The 25044-nt window shown below is 72.7% G+C and carries 17 protein-coding genes and 1 riboswitch; of the genes, 11 read left to right on the top strand and 6 right to left on the bottom strand.

Features of this window, described 5'->3' with window-relative positions; translation table 11 throughout:
* Positions 1 to 587: 587 nt before the first annotated feature.
* Positions 588 to 1826 carry a citrate synthase gene (locus tag IF89_RS0114005; protein ID WP_030766416.1) on the bottom strand — a complete coding sequence of 413 codons (1239 nt, stop codon included), beginning with the start codon at positions 1824 to 1826 and terminating at the stop codon, positions 588 to 590.
* A 79-nt stretch (positions 1827 to 1905) separates the two neighbouring features.
* Between IF89_RS0114005 and IF89_RS0114000 the strand changes: the two genes are divergently transcribed.
* A complete protein-coding gene (locus tag IF89_RS0114000) occupies positions 1906 to 3066 on the top strand; it encodes a citrate synthase/methylcitrate synthase (protein ID WP_030766413.1) in 1161 nt (386 codons plus the stop codon).
* Between the two features lie 24 nt (positions 3067 to 3090).
* Positions 3091 to 4185 carry a CobW family GTP-binding protein gene (locus tag IF89_RS0113995; RefSeq protein ID WP_051807056.1) on the top strand — a complete coding sequence of 365 codons (1095 nt, stop codon included), beginning with the start codon at positions 3091 to 3093 and terminating at the stop codon, positions 4183 to 4185.
* A gap of 145 nt (positions 4186 to 4330) precedes the next feature.
* Here IF89_RS0113995 and IF89_RS0113990 read toward each other — a convergent pair whose 3' ends face one another.
* Both IF89_RS0113990 and IF89_RS0113985 read right to left on the bottom strand, forming a co-directional pair.
* On the bottom strand, positions 4331 to 6421 hold the full coding sequence (locus tag IF89_RS0113990) for a restriction endonuclease (protein WP_030766407.1): 2091 nt from the start codon (positions 6419 to 6421) through the stop codon (positions 4331 to 4333).
* Between the two features lie 107 nt (positions 6422 to 6528).
* Positions 6529 to 8985, bottom strand: coding sequence for a DNA gyrase/topoisomerase IV subunit A (locus IF89_RS0113985; RefSeq protein WP_030766404.1), 2457 nt, complete (start codon positions 8983 to 8985; stop codon positions 6529 to 6531).
* A gap of 242 nt (positions 8986 to 9227) precedes the next feature.
* On the opposite strand from IF89_RS0113985, the gene IF89_RS0113980 reads away from it, so the two are divergent.
* The 4 genes from IF89_RS0113980 (at position 9228) to IF89_RS0113965 (ending at position 14022) form a co-directional block, all read left to right on the top strand.
* Entirely contained in the window at positions 9228 to 10595 is a 1368-nt protein-coding gene (locus IF89_RS0113980; RefSeq protein ID WP_030766401.1) for a M16 family metallopeptidase, read from the top strand.
* A gap of 20 nt (positions 10596 to 10615) precedes the next feature.
* On the top strand, positions 10616 to 11983 hold the full coding sequence (locus tag IF89_RS0113975; protein ID WP_030766398.1) for a M16 family metallopeptidase: 1368 nt from the start codon (positions 10616 to 10618) through the stop codon (positions 11981 to 11983).
* 183 nt (positions 11984 to 12166) lie between these two features.
* Positions 12167 to 12326, top strand: a riboswitch (cyclic di-AMP (ydaO/yuaA leader).
* A gap of 12 nt (positions 12327 to 12338) precedes the next feature.
* A complete protein-coding gene (locus IF89_RS0113970) occupies positions 12339 to 13139 on the top strand; it encodes a M23 family metallopeptidase (protein WP_030766395.1) in 801 nt (266 codons plus the stop codon).
* Positions 13140 to 13347: 208 nt separating this feature from the next.
* Positions 13348 to 14022: a GntR family transcriptional regulator gene (locus IF89_RS0113965; RefSeq protein ID WP_030766394.1), complete on the top strand. Its 675-nt coding sequence runs from the start codon at positions 13348 to 13350 to the stop codon at positions 14020 to 14022.
* Positions 14023 to 14277: 255 nt separating this feature from the next.
* Here the strand turns inward: IF89_RS0113965 and IF89_RS0113960 are convergent, their stop codons facing one another.
* Positions 14278 to 14559, bottom strand: coding sequence for an HPr family phosphocarrier protein (locus IF89_RS0113960; protein WP_030766390.1), 282 nt, complete (start codon positions 14557 to 14559; stop codon positions 14278 to 14280).
* Positions 14560 to 14743: 184 nt separating this feature from the next.
* Here IF89_RS0113960 and IF89_RS0113955 point away from each other — a divergent pair, with 184 nt between their 5' ends.
* The 5 genes from IF89_RS0113955 (at position 14744) to IF89_RS0113935 (ending at position 22407) form a co-directional block, all read left to right on the top strand.
* Positions 14744 to 17626, top strand: coding sequence for a GNAT family N-acetyltransferase (locus IF89_RS0113955; protein ID WP_030766388.1), 2883 nt, complete (start codon positions 14744 to 14746; stop codon positions 17624 to 17626).
* 50 nt (positions 17627 to 17676) lie between these two features.
* Positions 17677 to 18276 carry a DUF5998 family protein gene (locus IF89_RS0113950; RefSeq protein ID WP_030766385.1) on the top strand — a complete coding sequence of 200 codons (600 nt, stop codon included), beginning with the start codon at positions 17677 to 17679 and terminating at the stop codon, positions 18274 to 18276.
* Positions 18276 to 19478: an alkaline phosphatase family protein gene (locus IF89_RS0113945; protein ID WP_030766382.1), complete on the top strand. Its 1203-nt coding sequence runs from the start codon at positions 18276 to 18278 to the stop codon at positions 19476 to 19478. Before IF89_RS0113950 ends, IF89_RS0113945 begins: the two co-directional genes overlap by 1 nt.
* 52 nt (positions 19479 to 19530) lie before the next feature.
* On the top strand, positions 19531 to 20181 hold the full coding sequence (locus IF89_RS0113940) for a thymidine kinase (RefSeq protein ID WP_030766379.1): 651 nt from the start codon (positions 19531 to 19533) through the stop codon (positions 20179 to 20181).
* Positions 20182 to 20559: 378 nt separating this feature from the next.
* On the top strand, positions 20560 to 22407 hold the full coding sequence (locus tag IF89_RS0113935; RefSeq protein WP_030766377.1) for a glycoside hydrolase family 15 protein: 1848 nt from the start codon (positions 20560 to 20562) through the stop codon (positions 22405 to 22407).
* Positions 22408 to 22522: 115 nt separating this feature from the next.
* On the opposite strand, the gene IF89_RS0113930 is transcribed toward IF89_RS0113935, so the two are convergent.
* The gene (locus IF89_RS0113930; protein ID WP_030766375.1) at positions 22523 to 23575 is read right to left on the bottom strand and encodes a cytochrome d ubiquinol oxidase subunit II; all 1053 of its coding nucleotides are present in this window, start codon (positions 23573 to 23575) and stop codon (positions 22523 to 22525) included.
* Positions 23572 to 25023 carry a cytochrome ubiquinol oxidase subunit I gene (locus IF89_RS0113925; protein ID WP_030766372.1) on the bottom strand — a complete coding sequence of 484 codons (1452 nt, stop codon included), beginning with the start codon at positions 25021 to 25023 and terminating at the stop codon, positions 23572 to 23574. The genes IF89_RS0113930 and IF89_RS0113925 overlap by 4 nt, the downstream gene beginning before the upstream one ends.
* Positions 25024 to 25044: the final 21 nt, after the last annotated feature.

Below are 25044 nucleotides of genomic sequence, written 5' to 3'. Positions count from 1 at the left end.
CCCGCAGCGGTCCGGGCGCCCCGGGCTGCGCAGAGGCGCACGATCCGTAAGGCGAGTGACTCACCCCGCGCGCCACAGGCGTTCTGCCGTGGTCCCGCGGGTGGTTCGGCCCCCCGGGCTGCGCGGTCCGCTTCGCATGCGGCGCACCGCCGGGCGACTGGCTTGGACCGTCGGCCGCGTGTCACGACCGTCCTGCCCCAGTCCCGCAGCGGTCCGGGCGCCTGCCCGGCTGTATGGCCGGCCCGGGGCCTGCTGAGGTCGCGACGCGGGCCGGCATGCGGGGAGCGGGGCGGTCCGGACGGGAGCCGTGGCTGTCTCGGCGGTCCGGGCACCCTGGTTCCGTCCGGTCCGCTGAGCGGTCTGCCGCATCGACCGGCGACCGGCGACCGCCGCCGGCAGGGCGTGCCGGGCCGCGCCGGCGGGCTCGGTGGGTGGCCTCGTGAGGGCGCACTCGTCGTGGCGCGGTGGCCCGCAAGGCCGTGTGGCTTCCGGTGGTCGATCCTCGTGGTCGGTGTGGCCGGGCGGTCCGGCTCCGGGCCGTGTCCCCGGCCGAGTGCTGTCGGCGCCGTGACACCCGGACGGTCGGGCTAGGGCAGGGGCTGGGGCGGGCGGGGGCCCTCGTAGTGGCCGCTCGGGCGCATGCGCAGGGGGCGCTCCTGGTACTCCTCCAGAGCATGGGCGATCCAGCCCGCGGTGCGGGCCACCGCGAAGACGGTCTCGCCGGCTTCGGCGGGCATGCCGCAGGACACCGTCAGGACCGCCAGCGCAAGATCCACATTGGCCTGCAGGCCCCCCTGACGGGCCATCACGGCGGCGACCTCGCGGGCCGCGGCCAGTGCCGGGCCGGCCTGCTCCAGTCCTTCCAGGCGGGCAAACAGCGCACCCGCCCTGGGGTCCTCGCCCTCGTACAGGCGGTGGCCCAGACCCGGCACCCGGCGTCCCGCCCGCAGGTACTCGGCTACCACCGGCGCGGCTCCCCCCTGCTCCAGGACCTCCGCCAGCATCCGGTGCGCGAGCCGCCCGGCCGCGCCGTGCAGGGGCCCTTCGAGGGCGCCGAGCCCGGCGGACACCGCCGCGTACGGGTGCGCGCGCGCCGACGCCGCCACTCGCACGGCCAGGGTCGAGGCGGCGAGGTCGTGGTCGACCAGCAGGGCCAGCGCCAGGTCCAGCACGGCGAGCGCGTCCGGATCCGGCTCCCGCGGCGTCAGGCGGGACCACAGCCGGCGGGCGATGCGGCCGTCCCCGCCGCACGCGGTGCCGAGTTCGGGAAGGGCGCCGACCAGCGTCGGGATCAGGCAGCGCGCGGAGCCGAGCACCGCTTCCTCCGACAGGTCGAAGCGCAGCGGATCCGCCACCGCCGCGGCGGCGGCCGCCACCCGCAGCCGGTCCACCGGACCGCTGTGCGCCGGCAGCGCCCCCACCGCCCGTCGGGCCGCTTCCAGGGCCTCCGGGGGAGCGGTGAACCGGACCCCGGGCCTGCGGGTCCCGGTCCAGAGCCACTCGGCGACCTCCTCGTACGGGTAGCGCGAGGCCAGGGCGACGGCATCGACGCCCCGGAAGTAGTACCGGTCGGGTTCGATGAGGGTGAGCGCCGTGCGTACGGACAGTTCCCCGGCGGCGGGGGCCGCCGCCTCGCGCCGGCTGCGCCGCGCCAGTGCTTCCACCTCGGCGGCGTCGAAGCTGCTGCCCCGCCCCGCTGCGCCGCGGCGGCTGGTCAGCTGGCCCCGGCTGACGTAGGCGTACACCGTTGCCGGTTTCACGCCGAGGACCCGCGCGGCCTCCTGCGTGCTGAGCCTGCGTCCGCCGTCCGCCCTCTGGTCACTCATGCCGCTACCCTACAGACGCCCCAGTATATTGATTCAATCAACATTGACAACGATTCGATCCATCATGGATGGTCGTCGCATGAATACCACCGACAGCACCATCCGAGGACCGCGCGGCCTTGCGGGGTTCGTGGTCACCGAGACCGAGCTGGGCGACGTCCGGGGCAGCGAAGGCTTCTACCACTACCGCCAGTACTCGGCGGTGGAGCTCGCCGCCGCTCGCACGTTCGAGGACGTGTGGCACCTGATGTTCCGCGGCGCGCTGCCGGCGGACCTCGCCGAGCGCGCCGCCTTCACCGCCGAGACCGCCGCGCTGCGCCGGCTCCCCGAGGGGGTGCGGGCCGTCCTGCCGGACCTCGCCCGCGCCACCCGGCTCTCCGGTCCGCTCGCCGGGCTGCGCACCGCCCTCTCGCTCCTCGGCGCATCCGCCGGCTTCCGGCCGGTGTACGACCTCACCGCCGACCGCCGCGCTGCCGACGCCCTGGCCGCCTGCGCCGCAGTACCGACCCTGTTGACCGCCCTGCACCGGCTGGGCCAGGGCCTGGAGCCGGTCGAACCCCGCGAGGACCTCCCCCACGCGGCCAACTACCTCTACATGCTGACCGGCGAGGAGCCCGACCACCTCCGGGCCCGTGCGGTCGAGCGGTACCTGATATCCACCGTCGACCACGGCTTCAACGCCTCGACCTTCACCGCCCGCGTGATCGCCTCCACCGGCGCCGATGTCGCCGCCTGCCTGACCGGCGCCGTGGGGGCCCTCTCCGGCCCCCTCCACGGAGGCGCCCCCAGCCGCGCCCTGGACACCCTCGACGCGATCGGCACCGTGGACCGGATCGGTCCGTGGATCCGCGAACGGGTCCTCGCCGGCGACCGGATCATGGGCTTCGGACACCCCGTGTACCGCACCGAGGACCCCCGCTCCCGCATGCTGCGCGAGATCGCGCTCGGCTTCGGCGGTCCGCTGGTGGACTTCGCCGTCGAGGTCGAGCGCCAGGTGGAGGAGATCCTCGCCGAACTGAAGCCGGGCCGGGAACTGCACACCAACGTGGAGTTCTACGCGGGTGTGGTCATGGAGCTGTGCGGGCTGCCGCGCGAGATGTTCACCCCGACCTTCTGCGCGGCCCGGGTGGTCGGCTGGAGTGCGAACATCCTGGAACAGGCCACCGATTCGAAGATCATCCGTCCTGCGGCCCGGTACACGGGTCCCACTGCGCCGCACCCCGTGCCGCTGCTCGACTGACCGGGCCTGGCTACGATCGACCGGGTGAACAGCAGGCAGCCCATCCCCGTCGTCGTCCTCGCCGGATTCCTCGGATCCGGCAAGACCACCGTGCTGAACCACCTCCTCGCCGCCCGCGGAGGGACCCGCATCGGGGTCGTCGTCAATGACTTCGGCTCCATCGAGGTCGACGCGATGTCCGTGGCCGGCCAGGTCGGCGACTCGATGGTCTCCCTCGGAGGCGGCTGTCTGTGCTGCGCCGTCGACGGCAGCGAACTGGACGCCTACCTGGAGAAGCTGGCCGCGCCCGTCCACCGGATCGACGTGATCATCATCGAGGCGAGCGGCCTGGCCGAACCCCAGGAGATGATCCGCATGCTGGTGGCGAACGAGAACCCGGCCGTCCGGTACGGGGGCATGGTGGAGGTCGTGGACGCGGCGGAATTCGACGCCACCCGGGCCCGGCACCCGGAGACCGACCGCCATCTCGCCGCCGCGGACCTGGTGGTACTCAACAAGACCGACCGGGTCGACGCGCGTGAACGGGCCCGGATCGAGACCGAACTCGCCGCGCTCTGCGCCCCGGGCACCCCGGTCGTGGGCGCCGACCACGGCCGCATCGACCCGGAGCTGCTCTTCGACCGGCGGCCCTGGACCGAGACCCGGGGGCAGCTCTCCTTCGAGGACCTCCTCGCGCAGTCCCAGGACCACGACCACTGCACCCACCCGCACGCCGCCTACGAGAGCACCGAGTTCCGTTCCGAGCAGGCCCTCTCCCCGCGCCGGTTCATGGACTTCCTCGACCGACGGCCGGACGGCCTCTACCGGATCAAGGGCTTCGTGTGGTTCGGGGTCCCCGGCCACCAGGAGCGCTACGAGGTCCAGGCCGTCGGCCGCTTCCTGCGCTTCGCCCCGCAGCCCTGGGGGCGGGGCGAGACGCCGCAGACGCAACTGGTCCTGATCGGCTCGGGCACCGACGGCGCGGCGCTGCTGCGCGACTTGGAGTCCTGCCGCGAGGAAGCCCCGCAGAACACGAACCCCGAGAGCATGTGGGGCGTCCTGCGTTACGCCGATCGGCCCGCGGAGGACTGGGGCGACGTCCGCGAGCCGGACGGCTTCGAGGCGCCCCGCGCGGACTGATCACGGGGTGCCGAGCGTCCCCTGTCCGGTTCCGGCCCGCCGGCCGCCCCCGGGCCCGGGCCGGCGGACGGCGCATGCGGGGAGCCGGAGCGGTCACCGAAGCGGCTCCGGCGACCGGTCACCGGACGCGTCCCCCGCCCCACCCCTACGCGACCTCGACCCCGTACTCACGCAGCAGGTCCTCCAGGCCGCCCCGGTAGCCCTTGCCGCCGATCACGAAGTCCCAGTCGCCGTTGGCGCGGCGCCGGAACGACCCCAGGACCAGCGCGGTCTCACCGGCCCGCCCGTCGGAGACCTCCAGCTGCCCGGCCTCCGCGCCCTGCGCGTCCAGGAGCCGGATCCGGGCGTCGGTGAAACCGGCCAGGTCGGCGTGCGGATCGGCCTCCGGATCGACGGCCGCGACGAGCACCAACCGGTCCGCCTCGCGCGGCAGCGCGTCGAAGGAGACCTCCAGCGCCGCCTTGTCCGGTGCCGTGTGCGCCCGCGCCCGGACCGCACCGTCCGGCGTGCGCGGGTTGTTGAAGAAGACGAAATGCTCCTCGCTCAACACCCGGTTGCCCGTGCACACGAGGGCGCACACGTCCAGGGCGACCCGCCCCGACCAGGTCATGCCGAGCACGTTGTGCTCGGCGGAGGGCGGGTCGGGCTCGGCCGCACGCTGCGCCGGGACGCCGCCCGCCGCACCGCCCCCGAGGCGGCCGCGCAGTCCGTACTGGTGCAGGAGCTCCACCAGCCTCTCCCCGGGAACCAACTCCAGCGGCTTGCCGTTGGAGAAGGTGTACGACGTCGGACCGAAGGACGAGGTGGTGACCAGCACCCCCTTGTTCGCCCCCTTGTCCTGGACCGTGCCGTACAAGTCCCGTACCGCCGTGGGCGGCACGGTGTTCCGGTAGCGCTTGACCTGTACCACGATCCGCCCGCCGGTGATCGGGGACGGGTCGTTCGCCTCGATGTCCACGCCGCCGTCCCCGGACCGCTGGGTGGTCACCGCTTCCATGCCCATCGCCCGGAAGAGCTCTGCCACCAGGTTCTCGAAGGCGATCGGGTCCATCACGAAGAGGTCCGGCTCGTCCTCGTCGTCGCCCGCGTGCCCGCCGTGGCTGACGACTCCGCCGACCTCGTCGGGCCTGCGGCCCGCGCGTACGGCCGTCAGCTGGTCGGGCCGCGCCGACAACTGCCCGCGCAATCCCTCCACCAGGCAGTCCACGGCGCTGACCTGCTCCAGTCGAAGCCCCGCGAAGGCGGACCGCGCCGCCGACACGGAACCGAGCACGATCCGTGCCTCCTGCCCCGTCACCGGATCGTGGTCGTCCACGAAGCCGTTGACCACCACCGATTCCAGCGCGCCGAACTCGTCCGCCGCGTAGAGCTCGCGCAGTACCAGCAGCAGGCACTGCGCGAGGAGGTCCCGGTACAGGGCGCGCCGCTGGGTGGCGGGGCGGGCCGTCTCCTTGTCCTGGTCCGTGCTGGGCATGTAGCGCACCGACTTCGCTTCGGGCACGACCTGGAACCCCGGCAGCTGCCAGTCCAGCACCAGCTCCCGCCCGCCCCGGTCGTAAGCGGCGGCCAGCTGCCTCGGCAGAGCCTCGGGCCACGCGGTGGAGGCGTACAGAGCGGCCGAGAAGTACTCCACGGCGGCATCGGCGTCACCTGCGCGCAGCTGCGCGGCCAGCTCGGTCAGGCCGTTGTTGTGGGCCCGGATCCCGGCCAGCTGCTGCGCCGCCCACTGGTCGTACTGCTGCCGGTACGCGGCCAGTTGCTGCTGGCGCTGCAACTCCGCGGCGTGCGCCGCCTGCCAGGCCGAGGTGTAACGGGCGTGCGCCTCGCGTTCCGCCTGCGCCCGGCGGTTGGAGCCGAGGGTCCACCCGCTGTTCTGCTGCTGGAACTGTTCGAGGCGCGGCATCGGCAGCGGATGCGCGAGGTTACCCGGGGAGAAGGGCTCCAGCTGTTCGGACCTGACCAGTGCGGCCGTCCGGAACGCCGGGGCCCGGCAGCCCGCTGCGAGCAGCCCCTGCAGGGCGGCGACCTCCGCCTCTATGCGCTCCGTACGCCGGCGAGCCTCGGCCTCGCGGTGCTGGCGGTAGGCGGCCTGCTGCTCGCGCTGCCCCCGGGCCGCCTCACGTTCGTACGCCCGCTGACGGCGTTCCGCCTCGCGGTGCTGGATCAGCTGTGTCTGCTGCATCCGGCGCTGGGCCTCGGCCCAGTCCCCGATCAAACCGCCCGACCGACGACTCATCAGCTCTGTGTTCTCCCGCCCCACCCGACCGTGCCAAGAGGGAAAACACTAGTCGCCATTCGGGTGGTACGTCCCCCGGACGTACCACCCGAATGGTCCGCAACCTCCTACAGCGCCGGTCCCGCCAGGGCCGCCACCGCCGCGGGCAGAGCCGCCCCCGAGCCGTCTCGGCGCGGGTCCGGGGCCGGCAGCTCGGCCGGAGTGCCGTTCGCCGCCGCCGCGCGGGCCGGGGCCGCGCCGGCCCAGGCCAGCACCAGCAGGTCCTCGCCCTTCAGGAACCTCTGGCAGCGGACGCCGCCCGTGGCCCGGCCCTTGCGCGGGTACTGGTCGAAGGGGGTCAGCTTCCCGGACAGCATCGAGTCGTCCAGGGTCCCCTGCGAGCCGGCCACCGTGAACACCAGGGCGTCCCGGGCCGGGTCGACGGCGGAGAAGTGGATCACCTTGGCGTTCTCGGAGAGCTTGATGCCCGCCATACCGCCCGCCGGGCGGCCCTGCGGGCGCACCTGGCCCGCCGGGTAGCGCAGCAGTTGGGCGTCGTCGGTGATGAAGACCAGGTCCTCCTCGCCGGTGCGCAGCTCCACCGCGCCGACGATCCGGTCGCCCTCCTTGAGGGTGATGACCTCCAGCTCGTCCTTGTTGGCCGGGTAGTCCGGCACGACGCGCTTGACCACGCCCTGCTCGGTGCCCAGGGCCAGGCCCTGCGAGGACTCGTCGAGCGAGGTCAGGCAGACCACCTTCTCGTCCGGCTCCAGCCCGGAGAGGAACTCCGAGACCGGCGCGCCGCCCGCGAGGTTCGGCGCGGCGTGCGTGTCCGGAAGCTGCGGCAGGTCGATCACCGACAGGCGCAGCAGCCGGCCGGCTGAGGTGACCACGCCGACGTCGGCCCGCGCGGTCGCCGCGACCTGCGAGACGATCAGGTCGTGCTTGGCCCGGGCGCCGCCCTCGTCCTGCGGCAGCGGGTCGCCGTTGGCCGTACGGGCCAGCAGGCCCGTCGAGGACAGCAGCACCCGGCACGGGTCGTCCGCGACCTCCAGCGGAACGGCCGCCACCGCGGTGCCCGCCGACTCCAGCAGGACCGTACGGCGCTCGGTGCCGAACTTCTTCGCCACCGACGCCAGTTCCGCGGAGACCAGCTTGCGCAGCTCGTTGTCCGACTCCAGGATCCCGGTCAGCTCGTCGATCTCACCGGTCAGCCGGTCGCGCTCGGACTCCAGTTCCAGGCGGTCGAACTTGGTGAGCCGGCGCAGCGGCGTGTCCAGGATGTACTGCGTCTGGGTCTCGCTCAGCGAGAACCGCTCCATGAGCCGCGCCTTGGCCTGGGCGGAGTTCTCGCTGTCGCGGATGAGGCGGATGACCTCGTCGATGTCGATCAGGGCGATGAGCAGGCCCTCGACGAGGTGCAGCCGGTCCCGGCGCTTGGTGCGGCGGAACTCGCTGCGCCGCCGGACGACCTCGAAGCGGTGGTCGAGGTAGACCTCCAGCAGTTCCTTGAGGCCGAGGGTGAGCGGCTGCCCGTCCACGAGCGCCACGTTGTTGATGCCGAAGGACTCCTCCATCGGCGTCAGCTTGTAGAGCTGCTCCAGCACGGCCTCCGGGTGGAAGCCGTTCTTGATCTCGATGACCAGGCGCAGGCCGTGGGCGCGGTCGGTGAGGTCCTTGACGTCGGCGATGCCCTGGAGCTTCTTGGAGCCGACCAGGTCCTTGATCTTCGCGATGACCTTCTCGGGGCCCACCGTGAAGGGCAGTTCGGTGACGACCAGGCCCTTGCGGCGCGGCGTGACGTTCTCCACGGCCACCGTCGCGCGGATCTTGAAGGATCCGCGGCCGTTCTCGTAGGCGTCCTTGATGCCGGAGAGGCCGACGATCCGGCCGCCGGTGGGCAGGTCGGGACCCGGTACGAAGCGCATCAGCGCCTCCAGGTCCGCGTGCGGGTGGCGGATCAGGTGCCGGGCGGCCGCGATGACCTCGCCGAGGTTGTGCGGGGGCATGTTGGTCGCCATGCCGACCGCGATTCCGGACGCGCCGTTGACCAGCAGGTTCGGGTAGGCGGCGGGCAGCGCCACCGGCTCCCGCTCCTGGCCGTCGTAGTTGGCGGCGAAGTCGACGGTGTCCTCGTCGATCGACTCCGTCATCAGTGACGTGGCGTCGGCCATCCGGCACTCGGTGTAGCGCATCGCCGCCGGCGGGTCGTCGTTGCCGAGCGAGCCGAAGTTGCCGTGGCCGTCGACGAGCGGCAGCCGCATCGAGAAGGGCTGGGCCATGCGTACGAGTGCGTCGTAGATCGACGCGTCACCGTGCGGGTGGAGCTTGCCCATCACCTCGCCGACGACGCGGGCGCACTTGACGTACCCGCGGTCGGGGCGCAGACCCATCTCGTTCATCTGGTAGACGATGCGGCGGTGCACCGGCTTCATGCCGTCCCGCGCGTCGGGCAGGGCGCGGGAGTAGATCACCGAGTACGCGTACTCGAGGAAGGAGCCCTGCATTTCGTCGACGACGTCGATGTCGAGGATCCTCTCCTCGAAATCCTCCGGCGGCGGGGTCTTCGTGCTGCGGCGGGCCATCGCTGCGCGGCTCCTTAACCAAGAATGTATGTGCTGGGTGTCTGGCTGGTCTGGCGGGGGTCTGGCTGGGTTCCGCCGGTGCCCCGGCGGGGGTGCGGCGTCGACCATTGTGGCCCCAGGGACCGACAGCGCCGACTCCGACCCAGGTCTGGGCCGGGAACTTATCCGGTGGCCCACGCGCTTGCATACAGTGGCAGGTCTGACGGAAATCTCTGCATCGCGATCGAAGGGACCACATGCCCATGGGTCACACGGCCACAGCCCAGGCCGGCTCCGGCGGCCTGACAGCGACCGAGCACCGGCTGGCCAACGGCCTGCGCGTGGTGCTGTCCGAGGACCACCTGACCCCGGTCGCCGCGGTCTGCCTCTGGTACGACGTCGGCTCGCGCCACGAAGTCAAGGGGCGTACCGGCCTGGCTCACCTCTTCGAGCACCTGATGTTCCAGGGCTCGGCGAGCGTACCGGGCAACGGCCACTTCGAGCTCGTCCAGGGTGCCGGCGGCTCCCTCAACGGCACCACCAGCTTCGAGCGCACCAACTACTTCGAGACGATGCCGACCCACCAGCTGGAGCTCGCGCTCTGGCTGGAGGCGGACCGGATGGGATCACTGCTGGCCGCCCTGGACGAGGAGTCCATGGAGAACCAGCGCGACGTCGTCAAGAACGAGCGTCGCCAGCGCTACGACAACGTCCCCTACGGCACCGCCTTCGAGCGGCTGACCGCGCTGGCGTACCCGGAGGGCCACCCCTACCACCACACCCCGATCGGTTCCATGGCCGATCTGGACGCCGCGTCCCTGGAGGACGCGCGCACCTTCTTCCGTACGTACTACGCGCCCAACAACGCGGTGCTGTCGGTCGTCGGCGACATCGACCCCGAGCAGACGCTCGCCTGGATCGAGAAGTACTTCGGCTCCATCCCCTCCCACGACGGCAAGCAGCCGCCCCGGGACGGCTCGCTGCCCGACGTCATCGGCGAGCAGCTGCGCGAGGAGATCGTCGAGGACGTCCCGGCCCGCGCGCTGATGGCCGCCTACCGGCTGCCGCACGACGGCACCCGCGAGTGCGACGCCGCCGACGTGGCGCTGACCATCCTGGGCGGCGGCGAGTCCTCGCTGCTGCACAACCGCCTGGTGCGCCGCGACCAGACGGCCGTCGCCGCCGGCTTCGGCGTGCTGCGCCTGGCCGGGGCCCCGTCGCTGGGCTGGCTGGACGTCAAGATCTCCAGCGGGGTCGAGGTACCCGCCGTCGAGGCGGCCGTCGACGAGGAGCTCGCGCGGTTCGCCGCCGAGGGCCCGACCGCCGAGGAGATGGAGCGCGCCCAGGCCCAGCTGGAGCGCGAATGGCTGGACCGGCTGAGCACGGTGGCCGGCCGCGCCGACGAACTGTGCCGGTACGCGGTGCTGTTCGGCGACCCGCAGCTGGCCCTCACCGCCGTCCAGCGCGTCCTCGACGTCACCGCCGAGGAGGTCCAGGCGGTGGCCGCGGCCCGCCTGCGCCCGGACAACCGCGTCGTGCTCGTCTACGAGCCCCTCGCGGCGGACGGCGCCGGTGGGGCAGAGGGCGAAGAGAACGCCGACAGCGACGAGAACGAGGGGGCGGAGCAGTGAGCGACACCGCAGCCGTCACGATGACCTTCCACCCGCGCCCGCAGGCCGGCGAGCCGCAGCCGTGGGCCTTCCCCGCCCCCGAGCGCTCCACGCTGCCCAACGGGCTGACCCTGCTGCGCTGCCACCGGCCGGGCCAGCAGGTCGTCGCGGTCGAGATGAACCTCGCCGCGCCCCTGGACGCCGAGCCCGAGGGCCTGGACGGCGTGGCGACCATCATGGCGCGCGCCCTGTCGGAAGGCACCGACAAGCACTCCGCCGAGGAGTTCGCGGCCGAGCTGGAGCGCTGCGGAGCCACCCTGGACGCGCACGCCGACCACCCGGGCCTGCGGGTCTCCCTGGAGGTGCCCGCCTCCCGGCTGGCCAAGGCGCTGGGCCTGCTCGCCGAGGCGCTGCGTGCCCCCGCCTTCGCCGACGCCGAGGTCGACCGGCTGGTGCGCAACCGGCTCGACGAGATCCCGCACGAGCTGGCCAACCCGCAGCGCCGGGCCGCCAAGCAGCTCTCCCAGGAGCTCTTCCCGGCGTCCCTGCGGATGTCCCGGCCGCGCCAGGGCACCGAGGAGACGGTCTCCCGCATCGACTCCGCCGCCGTGCGCGCCTTCTACGAGGCCCACGTACGCCCCGCCACCGCCACCGCGGTGGTCGTCGGAGACCTGACCGGAATCGACCTGGACGCGGTCCTCGCGGACACCCTGGGCGCCTGGACCGGCGACACCGCCGAGGCCCGTCCCGTGCCGCCCGTGACGGCCGACGACACCGGCCGGGTGGTCATCGTCGACCGGCCCGGCGCCGTCCAGACGCAGCTGCTGATCGGGCGCATCGGGCCGGACCGCCACGACCGCGTCTGGGCGGCCCAGGTCCTGGGCACGTACTGCCTCGGCGGCACCCTGACCTCCCGCCTGGACAAGGTGCTGCGCGAGGAGAAGGGCTACACCTACGGGGTGCGGGCCTTCGGCCAGGTGCTGCGCTCCACCGCCGACGGCAAGGGCGCCTCCATGCTCGCCATCAGCGGCTCCGTGGACACCCCGAACACCGGGCCGGCGCTGGAGGACCTCTGGAAGGTGCTGCGCACCCTCGCGAACGGCGGTCTGACCGATGCCGAGCGCGATGTGGCCGTGCAGAACCTGGTGGGCGTGGCCCCGCTGAAGTTCGAGACGGCGGCCTCGGTCGCCGGCACCCTGGCCGACCAGGTCGAGCAGGAGCTGCCGGACGACTACCAGGCGCAGCTGTACGCGCAGTTGGCCGAAACCGGCACGGTGGAGGCCACCACGGCGGTCGTGCAGGCCTTCCCGGCGGACCGGCTGGTCACGGTCCTGGTGGGCGACGCGGCGGTCATCGAGGAACCCGTGAGGGCCCTCGGGATCGGTGAGGTCACCGTCGTCACCAACTGACGTACGTCGCAAGGGGCTCCGGCGGTTTTCCGCCGGGGCCCCTTTTGTCCGTTTAGTGGTGAGGTTGCTCGTATGGGGTGTGGCGTACGCAACAAAAAGGCGCGTCTGTTTGGCGATTGACTGATGATCCGCCTAGCGTCAGGCGTGCTGTCCGTCAGTTGTGCCCGCCGCACCGGCGGCACCGGACAGCGATCGCCGAGTCCCCGTCAGGCGCGAGCCTGGGGAGCCGGGGACCCACATCAGTCCCTGGGGTGAATCGGACCCCCTCGCAAGAGGAGGCCCGTAGGAGACCTTCCTGCTCCGAACCCGTCAGCTAACCCGGTAGGCGAGAAGGAAGGAAAGGATCAAACCCTTCATGGCGTTTGGCAGTCGTCCCGCTGGCACCGGCAAGCACCGTGGTTCCAGCCGCCTGAGCAAGAAGACCGCCGGCTACGCCGGTATCGCCGCGATCGCCACGACGGGCGTCGTCGGCTCCCTCGCCGCCCCGGCCTTCGCCGCGGACAACCACAGCAGCTCCATCCCGGAGAACGGGCTGGGTGCCGTCGTCGTGGGCGAGGACCTCGCGGGCGACATCCAGGACCAGGCCGCGGCCCAGCAGCGCGCCGCCGAGCACGCCGCCGCGAAGGCGCAGGCCGAGGCCGAGGCCAAGCAGAAGGCCGCCGAGGCCAAGCGCCTCGCCGAGGCCAAGGCGAAGGCCGAGCGCGAGGCCGCCGAGCGCGCCGCCCGCGAGGAGGAGCGCAAGCGCCTCAACACCTTCGTCTCGCCGCTGGACGGTTCGTACGTCAGCACGCAGTACAAGGCGGGCGGCGGCATGTGGTCCTCCGGCAGCCACACCGGCATCGACTTCCACGCGGCCTCCGGCACCTCGGTCCAGGCGGTGGGCTTCGGCACCGTCGTCGAGGCCGGCTGGGGCGGCGCCTACGGCAACAATGTCGTCATCAAGCACAACGACGGCACCTACACCCAGTACGGGCACCTGTCCTCGCTGAACGTCTCCGTCGGCCAGCAGGTCACCCCGGGCCAGCAGATCGGCCTGTCAGGCTCGACCGGCAACTCCAGCGGCCCGCACCTGCACTTCGAGGCCCGCACCGGCTCGCAGTACGGCTCGGACATCGACCCGATCGCGTACCTGCGCTCGCACGGCGTCAGCCTCTGACCCCACCCTTCCGCGCCGCGGCCGAACCGAGCGCCGCGCACGCGATCACGAAGACCCCGCCTCCCGAGCCGGGGTCTTCGTGTTTTTGCGTTCCGGTGCGATGTTTCGGATTTCCGTCCGTTCCCGAAATCTTGCTGTGCTGCAATAGAGTCGTTGTGTGCGCGTCATGCGCATGGACTGGCGGACGGAAAAAGGCGGAGGTTCGGTCTTGCGTATTCCTGCGCACGCGGTATGCACGGCAATTCGCGACGACATCGTCTCCGGGGTGTTCGAACCGGGCAGCCGGCTGACCGAGGAGGTGCTGGCCCGCCGGTACGGGGTCTCGCGGGTCCCGGTGCGCGAGGCCCTGCGGACCCTGGAGTCGGAGGGCTTCGTGACCACGCGCCGCCACGCCGGGGCCTGTGTGGCCGAGCCGACCGAGCAGGAGGCGGCGGACCTCCTGGAGATGCGCATGCTGCTGGAGCCGCTGGCAGCGTCCCGGGCGGCGCGGCGCCGTACCGACGCCCACCTCAAGGTGCTGAGGGGGCTGGTCAGGCTGGGTCAGGAGAGGGCGGGCCGGGGGCAGGGCGAGGACCTGCGGGCTCTCGGCGGCTGGTTCCACGAAACGCTCGCACAGGCCTCCGCGAGCCCCGGGCTGATCGCGCTGCTCACCCAGCTGCGGCACAAGGTGGCGTGGATGTTCGTGGTGGACGCACCGGCCCGGCCCGCCGAGTCCTGGTCGGAACGCGGCGCGATCGTGGACGCGGTGGCCCGCGGCGACGCCGAGCGGGCCCGGGCCCTGGCCGCGGTGCACGCGGACCGCGCGCTGGCCGCGTACCGGCCGAGGCGGCGTCCGGTGAGCACTTCGCAACGTGCCGTAAACATGTCGGGCGCCCGTCATTAACAGGAGCCGTATACAAAGGCGGCAGGTGTGCTGATGTGCCGCGCCGGACGGGGGGGGAATTCCGGCAATCCATCGCGCCGAATTCCTGTGGAACGGCCGCTGAGTGGTGGACCTGAATTCCGTGCGCTCATTTCCGTGCACCTGCTCTCCCCCCGGCACGGCGAAGCACTCCCTGGCCGGGCGGAGCGCAACGACGAAGCCGCGCCCCCGTCCGGACGGGGGCGCGGCTTCGTCGTCGTGGGGAGAACCCGGGGATCAGACCGTCTCGGGAAGCTCTTCGAGCCCCTCGGCGACGAGCTTCGCGAGACGGTCCAGGGCGACCTCGGCGCCCTCGGCGTCGGAGGCGAGGACGATCTCCTCGCCGCCCTGGGCGCCCAGGCCCAGCACCGCCAGCATGGAGGCGGCGTTGACGGGGTCGCCGCCGGACTTCGCGATGGTCACCGGGACGCCGGAAGCGGTCGTCGCACGGACGAAGATCGAGGCGGGACGAGCGTGCAGGCCCTCGGCCCAACCGACGTTGACGCGGCGCTCTGCCATGGTGATGCCCTTCAGGTTCTACGGTTGTCTAGACCAGTCTCTCACGGCGCCCTGAGTGCTCGCACCGGCCCTCGGTCACGATCCCGAGGTCCGCCGCCGTGCGAGCTTCCCCAGCTTGCACCGGTTCGTCCGGCTTGCCTACTGCGCCGCGCGAACGCTGTCCGGCCCGGTCCGGCCGTAAGGTATGCGCATGACCATAGAGTCGGACCCGTCCTACCCGGCCCACTGGGAAGCCGACGTCGTCCTGCGCGACGGCGGCACCGCCCGGATCAGGCCCATCACCACCGAGGACGCCGGCCGGCTCGTCAGCTTCTACGAGCAGGTCTCGGACGAGTCGAAGTACTACCGCTTCTTCGCCCCCTACCCCCGCCTCTCCGACCGCGACGTGCACCGCTTCACGCACCACGACTACGTGGACCGGGTGGGCCTGGCCGCGACCATCGGCGAGGAGTTCATCGGCACCGTCCGCTACGACCGCATCGGCCCCGACGGGCGGCCCGCCTCCGCTCCCGCCGACGAGGCCGAGGTCGCCTTCCTCGTCCAGGACGCCCACCAGGGGCGGGGGGTCGCCTCCGCCCTCCTCGAACACATCGGGGCGGTGGCCCGCGAGCGAGGCATCCGCCGGTTCGCTGCCGAGGTGCTGCCCGCCAACACCAAGATGATCAAGGTGTTCACGGACGTCGGCTACCAGCAGAAGCGCAGCTTCGAGGACGGCTCCGTCCACCTCACCCTCGACCTCGAACCCACCGCCGAGTCCCTGGCCGTCCAACGCGCCCGCGAGCAGCGCGCCGAAGCCCGGTCCGTGCAGCGCCTGCTGGCTCCCGGCTCGGTGGCCGTCGTCGGCGTCAGCCGCTCCGGCGCCGGCGTGGGGGCGGCCGCCCTGCGCAACCTGCGCGACAGCGGCTTCCACGGCCACCTCTACGCCGTCAACGAGGCCGTCACCCGCGACCTCCTCGACGGGGTCCGGGCCTACCGCACCGTCGAGGACATCGGCGCCCCCGTCGACCTCGCCGTGATCGCGGTCCCGGCCGAGCGGGTCCCCGACGCGGTGGCCGCGTGCGGCGAGCACGGCGTGCAGGGGCTCGTCGTGCTCTCTGCCGGATACGGGGACAGCGGCCCGGCCGGCCTCGCCCGCCAGCGCGAGCTGCTGCGACAGGTGCGCTCGTACGGGATGCGCCTCATCGGGCCCAACGCCTACGGGGTGATCAACACCGCTCCGGATGTGGAGCTCAACGCCTCCCTGACCCCGCCGCCGATGCCCGTGCGCGGCCGGACCGGCCTCTTCACGCAGTCCGGGGCGATCGGGATCGCCCTGCTCTCGGCGCTGGTGCGGCGCGGCGAGGGCCTGTCGTCCTTCGTCTCGGCGGGGAACCGGGCCGACGTCTCCGGCAACGACATCCTCCAGTACTGGTACGAGGACGAGGCGACCGACGTCGCCCTGATGTACCTGGAAACCCTCGGCAACCCGCGGAAGTTCACCCGCCTCGCCCGCCGCACGGCGGCCGTCAAGCCCGTGGTCGTCGCCAAGGGCGGCCGCCACACCCCCGCCGGGCACGTCGTGCCCGGCACCCGGCTGTCGGAGGACACCGTCTCCGCGCTGCTGCGGCAGGCCGGCGTCATCCGTGTCGACACGGTCACCGAGCTGGTGGACGTGGGCCTGCTGCTGGCGTCGCAGCCACTGCCCGCAGGACCCAGGATCGCGATCCTCGGCAACTCCGAGTCCCTCGGTGTCCTCACCTACGACGCCTGCCTGGCCCAGGGCCTGCGACCGCTGCCGCCCCTGGACCTGACGACCGCCGCCTCCCCGGAGGACTTCCGTACCGCCCTCGGGGCCGCCCTCGCCTCCGACGACTGCGACGCGGTGATCGTGACCGCCATCCCGTGGGTCAGCGAGCACGCCCTGGCCGACGACCTCGCCGACGCGTTGCGCGGGGCCGTCGCCGGGAGCCCCGGCAAGCCGGTGGCCGTCGTCCACGTGGAACTGGCCGAGCTGGTGCAGGCCCTGTCCGCGACGCGCCGCCCGGCCGCGACGCGCGAGCCCTCCGCCTCGGAGCCCGGCACGTGCGAGCCCGCCGCCCACGGGCAGACCGCTACCCGGGGGCCCGCCGGCGAGCCCCCCGTCCCTCCCGGCGCGGGCGCCGCCTCGACCCCGGCCGCCCCCGCGGCGAACGGCACCCCGGCCTCCATCCCCGGTCCGGACCGGATCCCCGGCTACCCCGCCGCCGAGCGCGCCGTCAAAGCCGTCGCGGAGGCGGTGCGCTACGGGCAGTGGCGCCGCGCCCTCGCCGACGCCGGGCAGGTGCCCGAGTACGAGGACATCGACGAGGCGGGCGCCGCGGCCCAGCTCGCCGGGCTGCTCGCCGACGTGGACACCGGCGCCGTCCTGACCCTCACCGACTGGGACGCCCGCGAGCTCCTCGCCCGCTACGGGATCCGCGTCCTGCCCACCCTCCCCGCGCCCAGCCCCGACGCCGCCGTCCGGGCCGCGGAGGTCCTCGGCTACCCGGTCGCCCTCAAGACCACCGCCCCCCACCTGCGCCACCGCGCGGACCTGGGCGGCGTACGGCTCGACCTCACGAACGAGGCCGAGCTGAGGCGCTCCTACGAGGAGCTCACCGACGCGCTGGGCAAGCCCGCCGAGCTCCAGCCGGTGGTGCAGCCCATGATGGCGCGGGGCGTCGACACCGTCGTCCGGTCCGTCATCGATCCGGCCGCCGGCGCCGTCCTCTCCTTCGGCCTCGCCGGGGTCGCCTCCGAGCTGCTCGGCGACACCGCCCACCGGCTCGTGCCCGCGACGGACCGGGACGCCGCCGCGCTGGTCCGCTCCATCCGGGCGGCCCCCCTCCTCTTCGGCTGGCGCGGCAGCGACCCCGTCGACACCCCCGCCCTGGAGCAGGTGCTCCTGCGGCTGTCCCGGCTCGTCGACGACCACCCCGAGGTGATCGGCGTCACCCTGGAGCCCGTCGTCGTCGCGGTCGAGGGCGTCTGCGCCCTCAGCGCGACCGTCCGCATCGCCCATCCGCCCGCCCGCGGCGACCTCGGGCCCCGCACCCTCCCCAGTTACTGAGCGGGTACGGCGCGGTAGGAGGGCACCCGGGGGGCCTTACCATTGACCCCATGGCGAAATCCGGTACGACGACCCAGGGGCTGCGCACGGCGATCGAGCGCAGCGGCTACTACCCGGCCCTCGTGGCCGAGGCGGTGGAGGCCGCGGTGGGCGGCGAGCCGATCTCGTCGTACCTGGTCCACCAGGAGACGACCTTCGACTCCAACGAGGTGCGCCGCCACGTCACCGTGCTGGTCCTGACGGGCAACCGCTTCATCGTCAGCCACACCGACGAGCAGGCCGCCGACGCCGGGTCCCCGTCCCCGTACGCGACGACCTCCACCGAGTCGGTCAAGCTCTCCAGCATCTCCTCCGTGGTGCTGAGCCGTGTCGTGGCCAACCCGGAGTCCTACACCCCGGGCACCCTGCCCCGCGAGGTCGTCCTGACCATCGGCTGGGGCGCGGTCTCGCGGATCGACCTGGAGCCGGCCGCCTGCGGCGACCCCAACTGCGACTCCGACCACGGGTACACCGGCAACTCCACCGCCGACGACCTCAGCCTGCGGGTCAGCGAGGCGGGCGACGGCCCGGAGGCGGTGCGCCAGACCCTGGTCTTCGCGCAGGCGCTCAGCGAGGCGACGGCCGCCACGTCCTCGGCGTCCGCCCGCTGATGGCGTACTCCGCGCCGCAGGACTGGACCGAGCCGGAGCTGCTGGACCTGGCGGGCGCCCCCGTCCCGGAGTACGGTTCCGGCTCCCTCGCCGACCTGCTGCCGACGCTCGTGGCCGGACAGGGAGTGCCCGGCTACAGCGCCGCGATCGCAGAGCTGACGCCGGCCGACCGCAACTGCGTGTTCCTCGTCGACGGCATGGGCTGGGAGCAGATCAAGGCCCACCCGGACGAGGCCCCGTACCTGGCCTCCCTCCTCGGCACCTCGCGCGGCGGCACCGGGCGCCCGATCACCTCGGGCTTCCCGGCGACCACCGCCACCTCCCTGGCCTCCGTCGGTACCGGCCTGCCGCCGGCCCGTCACGGGCTGCCCGGCTACGCCGTGCGCAACCCCGCCAGCGGTGAGCTGATGAACCAGCTCCGCTGGCACCCGTGGGCGCCGCCGAAACCGTGGCAGCCGTACCCGACGGTCTTCCAGGAGGCCGACCGGGCCGGGGTGGCGACCGCACAGGTCTCCTCGCCCGCCTTCCAGACCACCCCGCTCACCAAGGTCGCCCTGAGCGGCGGCACCTTCCTCGGCCGGATGACCGGCGAGGAGCGGATGGACGTGGCCGCCGAACGGCTCGCCGCCGGTGACCGCTCGCTCGTCTACACGTACTACAGCGAGCTCGACGGGGCCGGCCACCGGCACGGCGTGGACTCCGACGCCTGGCGCGGCCAGCTCATGTACGTCGACCGGCTCGTCCAGCGGCTCGCCGAGCAACTGCCGCCGCGCACCGCGCTGTACGTGACCGCCGACCACGGCATGGTCGACGTCCCCTTCGAGGAGGACGCGCGGATCGACTTCGACGACGACTGGGAGCTCGGCGCCGGCGTCGCCCTGCTGGGCGGTGAGGGCCGGGCCCGGCACGTGTACGCGGTGCCCGGCGCGGAGGCCGACGTACTGACCGTGTGGCGCGAGGTGCTCGGCGACCGCTTCTGGGTCGCCGGCCGCGAAGAGGCCCTGGAACTGGGCTGGTTCGGCCCGCCGGGGGAGTGCGACGAGCGCGTGCTCGGGCGCATCGGCGACGTGGTCGCCGCGGCCCAGGCCGATGTGGCGATCACCGCTTCGCGCAACGAGCCGAACGAATCGGCCCTCGCCGGAATGCACGGTTCCATGACCGCGGCGGAGCAGCTCGTCCCGCTGCTCGAAGTCCGCACCTGATCCCTCGCGCCGCCCCGGCCACCCACCCACTCCGAAAGGCCCCGTACCTCCCATGCCCGAGCTGGTGTTCTTCTCCGGAACGATGGACTGCGGAAAGAGCACTCTGGCGCTCCAGATCACGCACAACCGGTCGGCCCGGGGCCTGCAGGGCGTGATCTTCACCCGCCAGGACCGTGCCGGCGAGGGCAAGCTGTCCTCCCGCCTGGGCCTGGTCACGGAAGCGGTCGAGGTCGCCGACGGGATGGACCTCTACGCCCACCTCGTGGGCCAGCTCTCCCAGGGCGGCAGGGCGGACTACGTCATCGTCGACGAGGCCCAGTTCCTCACCCCGGAGCAGATCGACCAGCTCGCCCGGATCGTCGACGACCTCGACATGGACGTCTTCGCCTTCGGCATCACCACGGACTTCCGCACGAAGCTCTTCCCTGGCTCGCAGCGCCTGATCGAACTCGCCGACCGCATAGAGCAGCTCCAGGTGGAGGCCCTGTGCTGGTGCGGCGCCCGCGCCACGCACAACGCCCGCACGGTCGGCGGCGTGATGGTCGTCGACGGCGAGCAGGTGGTGGTCGGGGACGTGAACCGCCCGGCCGAGGAGATCGGCTACGAAGTCCTCTGCCGCCGCCACCACCGCCGCCGCCTGACCTCCGCCGCGGCCCACGCAGCCGCCCTCTCCCCGGACGTCCTCCCCGTCACCGGCCCCTGACGGACCAGCCGTTCCCACGGGCGCACGGCGAGCTGGAGGCGGTCCTCCCCGCCCTGCCACGGACCTCAGGGCCACCGGCGCCGACGGTGCCCGCAGCCGGTCGCCGTTGCCCGCGGGGCGGCTCCGAGCGTCGGTGCGGCACGGGGCGACCTCCCGTGCGCGGCGCGCGACGGCCTTCAGCGCCAGGGTAAGGCCGCTCACCGCCCTGCGCACGCCGCCGGCGGTCCGGCGCCGTACGCCGCCGACGGCCTCCGGGGCCGCCATCGCTCCGCAGGACCTTCCGGACATTCCTGCCTAAGCTGACCGTGTGACATCGGATCGGCCTTCTTCCGTCCGCATGCCGGCCGGGCCGTACCCGCGGACCGAAAGGTGTCCCCGATGGACGAGTACCCCCTGATCGAGAACCACGGCCTGATCGGCGACCTCCAGACCGCGGCCCTGGTGACCACCGACGGGACCATCGACTGGTTCTGCTGTCCGCGCTTCGACTCGCCGAGCGTGTTCGGTGCCCTGCTGGACCGGGAGAAGGGCGGGCACTTCAGCGTCGCCCCGCTCAACACCACCTACACCACCAAGCAGTTGTACCTTCCCGACACGGCCGTTCTCGTGACGCGCTTCATGACCGAATCGGGTGCCGGAGAGGTCATCGACTTCATGCCGCCCACCGGGAAGACGGCCACGGACCGGCACAGGATCGTCCGCATGCTGCGGTGCGTGCGCGGCAGTATGACCTTCGAGGTCGAGATCGCCCCGCGGTTCGACTACGGCCGGGCCTCCCACACGCTGCACACGACCGAGCACGGCGCGGTGTTCGCGTCGGACGGAATGCAGCTGACGGTCCACGCCGTGCGCGAGCAGCAGGACGAGCGGCTGTTGACCGGCCTGTGCGACGAGCACGACCTGCGCTTCTCGCTGACCCTCCCGGCAGGCCGCCAGCGCGGCCTGGTACTGGAGTCGGCGGGCGACGGGCCGCCGCGCGACATCCGGCCCGCCGACTTCGACCTGATGTTCGCCGACGCCGTGGAGCACTGGCGCAGGTGGCTGCACCAGTCCCGCTACACCGGCCGCTGGCGGGAGGCCGTCGAGCGTTCCGCCATCACCCTGAAGCTGATGACGTACGCGCCGAGCGGCGCCCTCGTCGCCGCGCCCACGGCCGGCCTGCCCGAGCAACTGGGCGGCGAGCGCAACTGGGACTACCGCTTCACCTGGATCCGGGACGCCTCCTTCTCCGTGTACGCCCTGCTGGGCCTGGGCTTCACGGAGGAGGCGACGGCGTTCATCGGCTGGCTGCGCGACCGGGTCAGGGAGAAGGCCGGCAGCGACGGGGACACCGGGCCGATGAACATCATGTACCGGGTCGACGGCTCGTCCGACCTCGGCGAGGAGACGCTGGAGCACTGGGAGGGCTATCAGGGCTCCCGCCCCGTCCGCATCGGCAACGGCGCGGCCACCCAGCTCCAACTGGACATCTACGGCGAGGCGCTGGACAGCATCTTCTTCGCCCACCAGCGCGGCATCCAGCTGGACCACCGGGCCTGGACCTCCCTGCGCACCCTCCTCGACTGGCTGACCGACCACTGGGACCAGCCCGACGAAGGCCTGTGGGAGACGAGGGGAGGCCGTCAGGACTTCACCTACGGCCGCGTGATGTCCTGGGTCGCCTTCGACCGCGCCCTGCGCCTGGCGGCCTCCAGCGGCCGGCCCGCGGCCGGCGTGCGCTGGGTCGAGGCCCGCGACGCGATCTACGAGCAGGTCCTGGAACGGGGCTGGGACCCGCGGCGCAAGGCGTTCGTGCAGCACTACGGCAGCGACGTCCTCGACTCGGCGCTGCTGCGGATGCCGACGGTGGGCATCATCACCCCCGACGACCCGATGTGGACGTCCACCCTGGAGGCGATGGACCGGGAACTGGTCACGGACAGCCTCGTCTACCGGTACAACCCCGAGGCATCGCCGGACGGGCTGCGCGGCTCCGAAGGGACCTTCTCCCTGTGCACCTTCATGTACGTCGACGCCCTCGCCCGGGCCGGGCGCATGGACCAGGCGCGGCTGGTGCTGGAGAAGATGCTCACCTACGCCAACCACCTGGGCCTGTACTCGGAGGAGATCGACCTGACCGGGCGCCAGCTGGGCAACTTCCCGCAGGCGTTCACCCACCTGGCGTTCATCGACGCGGCCATCACCCTGGACGCGAACCTCAACCGCGCCCGGGCGCGTGCGGCGTGAGCGGTACGGTACCGAGCAGGACGAGGACGTCGGTCAGCGCCCCCCGCGACGAAGCCGGCGGGCAGCAGCAGGAGCCGCACGGGCACATGCGGCCCGCTCGCATGATCTGCGGCCGTCACCCCCCGTCCGTGTCCCCGCCGGGTTCGGCGCCGGGCCGCAGGTCTGCGTCGGTGAGGGACTGCAGTTCGCCGTGCGTGTCCAGCCAGTACAGCAGGACCACGGCCGGGGCGACGATCACCAGGGCGACCAGCGTGACGAACGCCAGCCACGTCAGGCTGGAGGGCGCCCCCGCGGCCTCGGCGACGGTCAGCGAGGTGGGGATGAGGTACGGCCGCTGGGCCGTGCCCCAGGCGAGGACGGCCGCCGCGACGACCCCCACCGCGGTGACGCGCACCCAGGTGCCCGGCGGGCGCAGCAGCAGCCATGCGGTGGCGAAGGTGAACGCCAGGGCCAGGAGGACGAGGGCCAGCCCCGGGCCGCGGGTGAGGCCGTGCCACACGTGCTGGGCGTCCGCGCGCGTGACGAACAGGGCGACCACGGCGAGCACGGCGACCGCGGCCAGCGCGGCCAGTGCCCGCCCCCGGAAGTGGTCCACCAGGTCGGGCGCGTCGAAGCGGCGGGCGTCCCCGGAGAGGAACACCGCACCGAGGAAGGCCGTCGTCGCGATGGCCAGCAGCCCGAACACCAGTGAGGTCGGATTGGACCAGGCCCGCGCCGAGGCCTCCGTACCGAGTGCGACCCGGCCGCTGGCCACCCCGCCGACGGCCGCGCCGAGGAAGAAGGGCGTCACCAGCGAGGACAGGGCGAACAGCGCCCCGAACAGGCGCCGCGCGGCGGTCCGCCGGGAGGCCTTGCGGAAGGCGAAGCCGGCGCCGCGCAGGACCATGCCGACGGCGGCCAGGGCGAGCGGAACCCACATCGCGGAGAACACCGTCTGGAAGAAGACCGGGAAGCCGGTCCACATGGTGACGAAGATGAAGATCAGCCAGACGTTGTTGACCTCCCACACCGGGGCCATGGCGTGGTCGATGAGCCACCGCGGCCGCTTGCCCCGCTCCGCCCCTCCGGCGGTCAGATCCCAGAAGCCGGCGCCGTAGTCGGTGCCGCCGGCGCAGGTGTACGCGGTCACGGCGAGCAGCAGCACGAAGGCGATGAGGTCGGCGGTCACGGGCGGCCTTCCCCGGGCGCCGACGGGACGGACGAGCGCGGTCCGTACGGCGTGTCCGTCTCCGGCGCCTCGCCCGGACCTGCCGCATCCTGCCGGGCGTCGGCGAGCCGCCATCGGTTGCGCATCGTCAGGAGGACGGCGAGAAACGCCCCGAAGACGAACACGTACACCACGACCACCAGCACGAGCATGATCCACAGGGTCGTCGAGCGGGTCGCCGTGACCGCCTCGGCGACCCGCATGTTCTGGTAGACGATCCACGGCTGGCGCCCCACCTCGGTGGCGATCCAGCCGCACTCCACGGCCACGACGGACGCGACGCCCGCGCAGGCCGCGCTGCGCCAGAACCACTGGGAGGCGGGCAGGCTGCGACGGCGCCACCGGGCGAGTGCGTACCAGAGGGCGAGCAGGATCAGCGCCGAGCCGATCAGGACCATGATGTCGAAGGCCCAGTGGGCGATGGTCGCCTGGAGTGCGTTCGGCCGGTCGCCCGCCGGGACGGAGGACAGCCCGATCACCTTGGTGTCGGTGCTGAAACCGGCCAGCAGGGAGTCGAGCTGCGGGATCTTGATACCGCCGGACACCGTCCCGTCGGGATGCAGACGGCCGAACACGTATTCCGGCACGTGAGTGTCCGTCTCCCAGACGATCTCCATGGCGGCGAACTTCACCGGCTGCTCGCGGAACACCTTCCGGGCGATGCAGTCGCCCAGGAAGAACTGGATCGGGGTGGCCACGGCGGCGACGGTGAAGGGGACGGTGAAGCCGAGCCGGTGGTAGTGGTCCCGGCGCCCGCGCAGCCAGCCGACGGCGTAGACCCCGGCCACCACATAGCCGGCGGTCAGCAGCATCGCCACGACGAAGTGCCAGTACTGCGGCCCGAACATCGGGGTGAAGATCGCCTTCCAGATGTTCACGTCGACCGGGTTGCCGGCGGAGTCGAGGGAGAAGCCGCGCGGGGTGTTCATCCACGAGTTGGCGGCCAGGATGCCGAACGCCCCCATCAGCGCGGCCGCCGGGAGCGGCAGCCCGAGCAGGAAGTGCGTACGCGGGTCCAGGCGGCGCCAGCCGTACAGGTAGACGGCGATGAGCACCGCTTCGAGGAAGAAGGCCCACGCCTCGACCCCGAAGCCGATGCCGAACACGTCACCCCACTTGCCCATGAGTCCCGGCCAGAGCAGGCCGAACTCGAAGGAGAGCACGGTGCCGGTGACGACTCCGACGGCGAACTGCACCGCCATGACGGCCGACCAGCGCCGTGCCAGCAGCAGGGCGGTGGGGTCGTTGCGGCGGATCCCCCGGTAGTGCATCAGCAGGGTGATGAACGGCAGGGCCACGCCCATCGGCACGAGGATGATGTGCGAGGCGAGGGTGAAGGCCATGAGCTGCCGGGCCGGGAGCAGCTGGGCCGGGGCGTCCGCCGCCAGCAGGAGAACCGTGGTGTGCATGCGTGCCTTCGCTGCTAGGGG

This window comes from Streptomyces sp. NRRL F-2664, from assembly GCF_000719345.1.
Lineage (GTDB): Bacteria > Actinomycetota > Actinomycetes > Streptomycetales > Streptomycetaceae > Streptomyces.
Note: the sequence above shows the minus strand (reverse complement) of the source record. Positions and strands in the feature narration are given on the sequence as shown.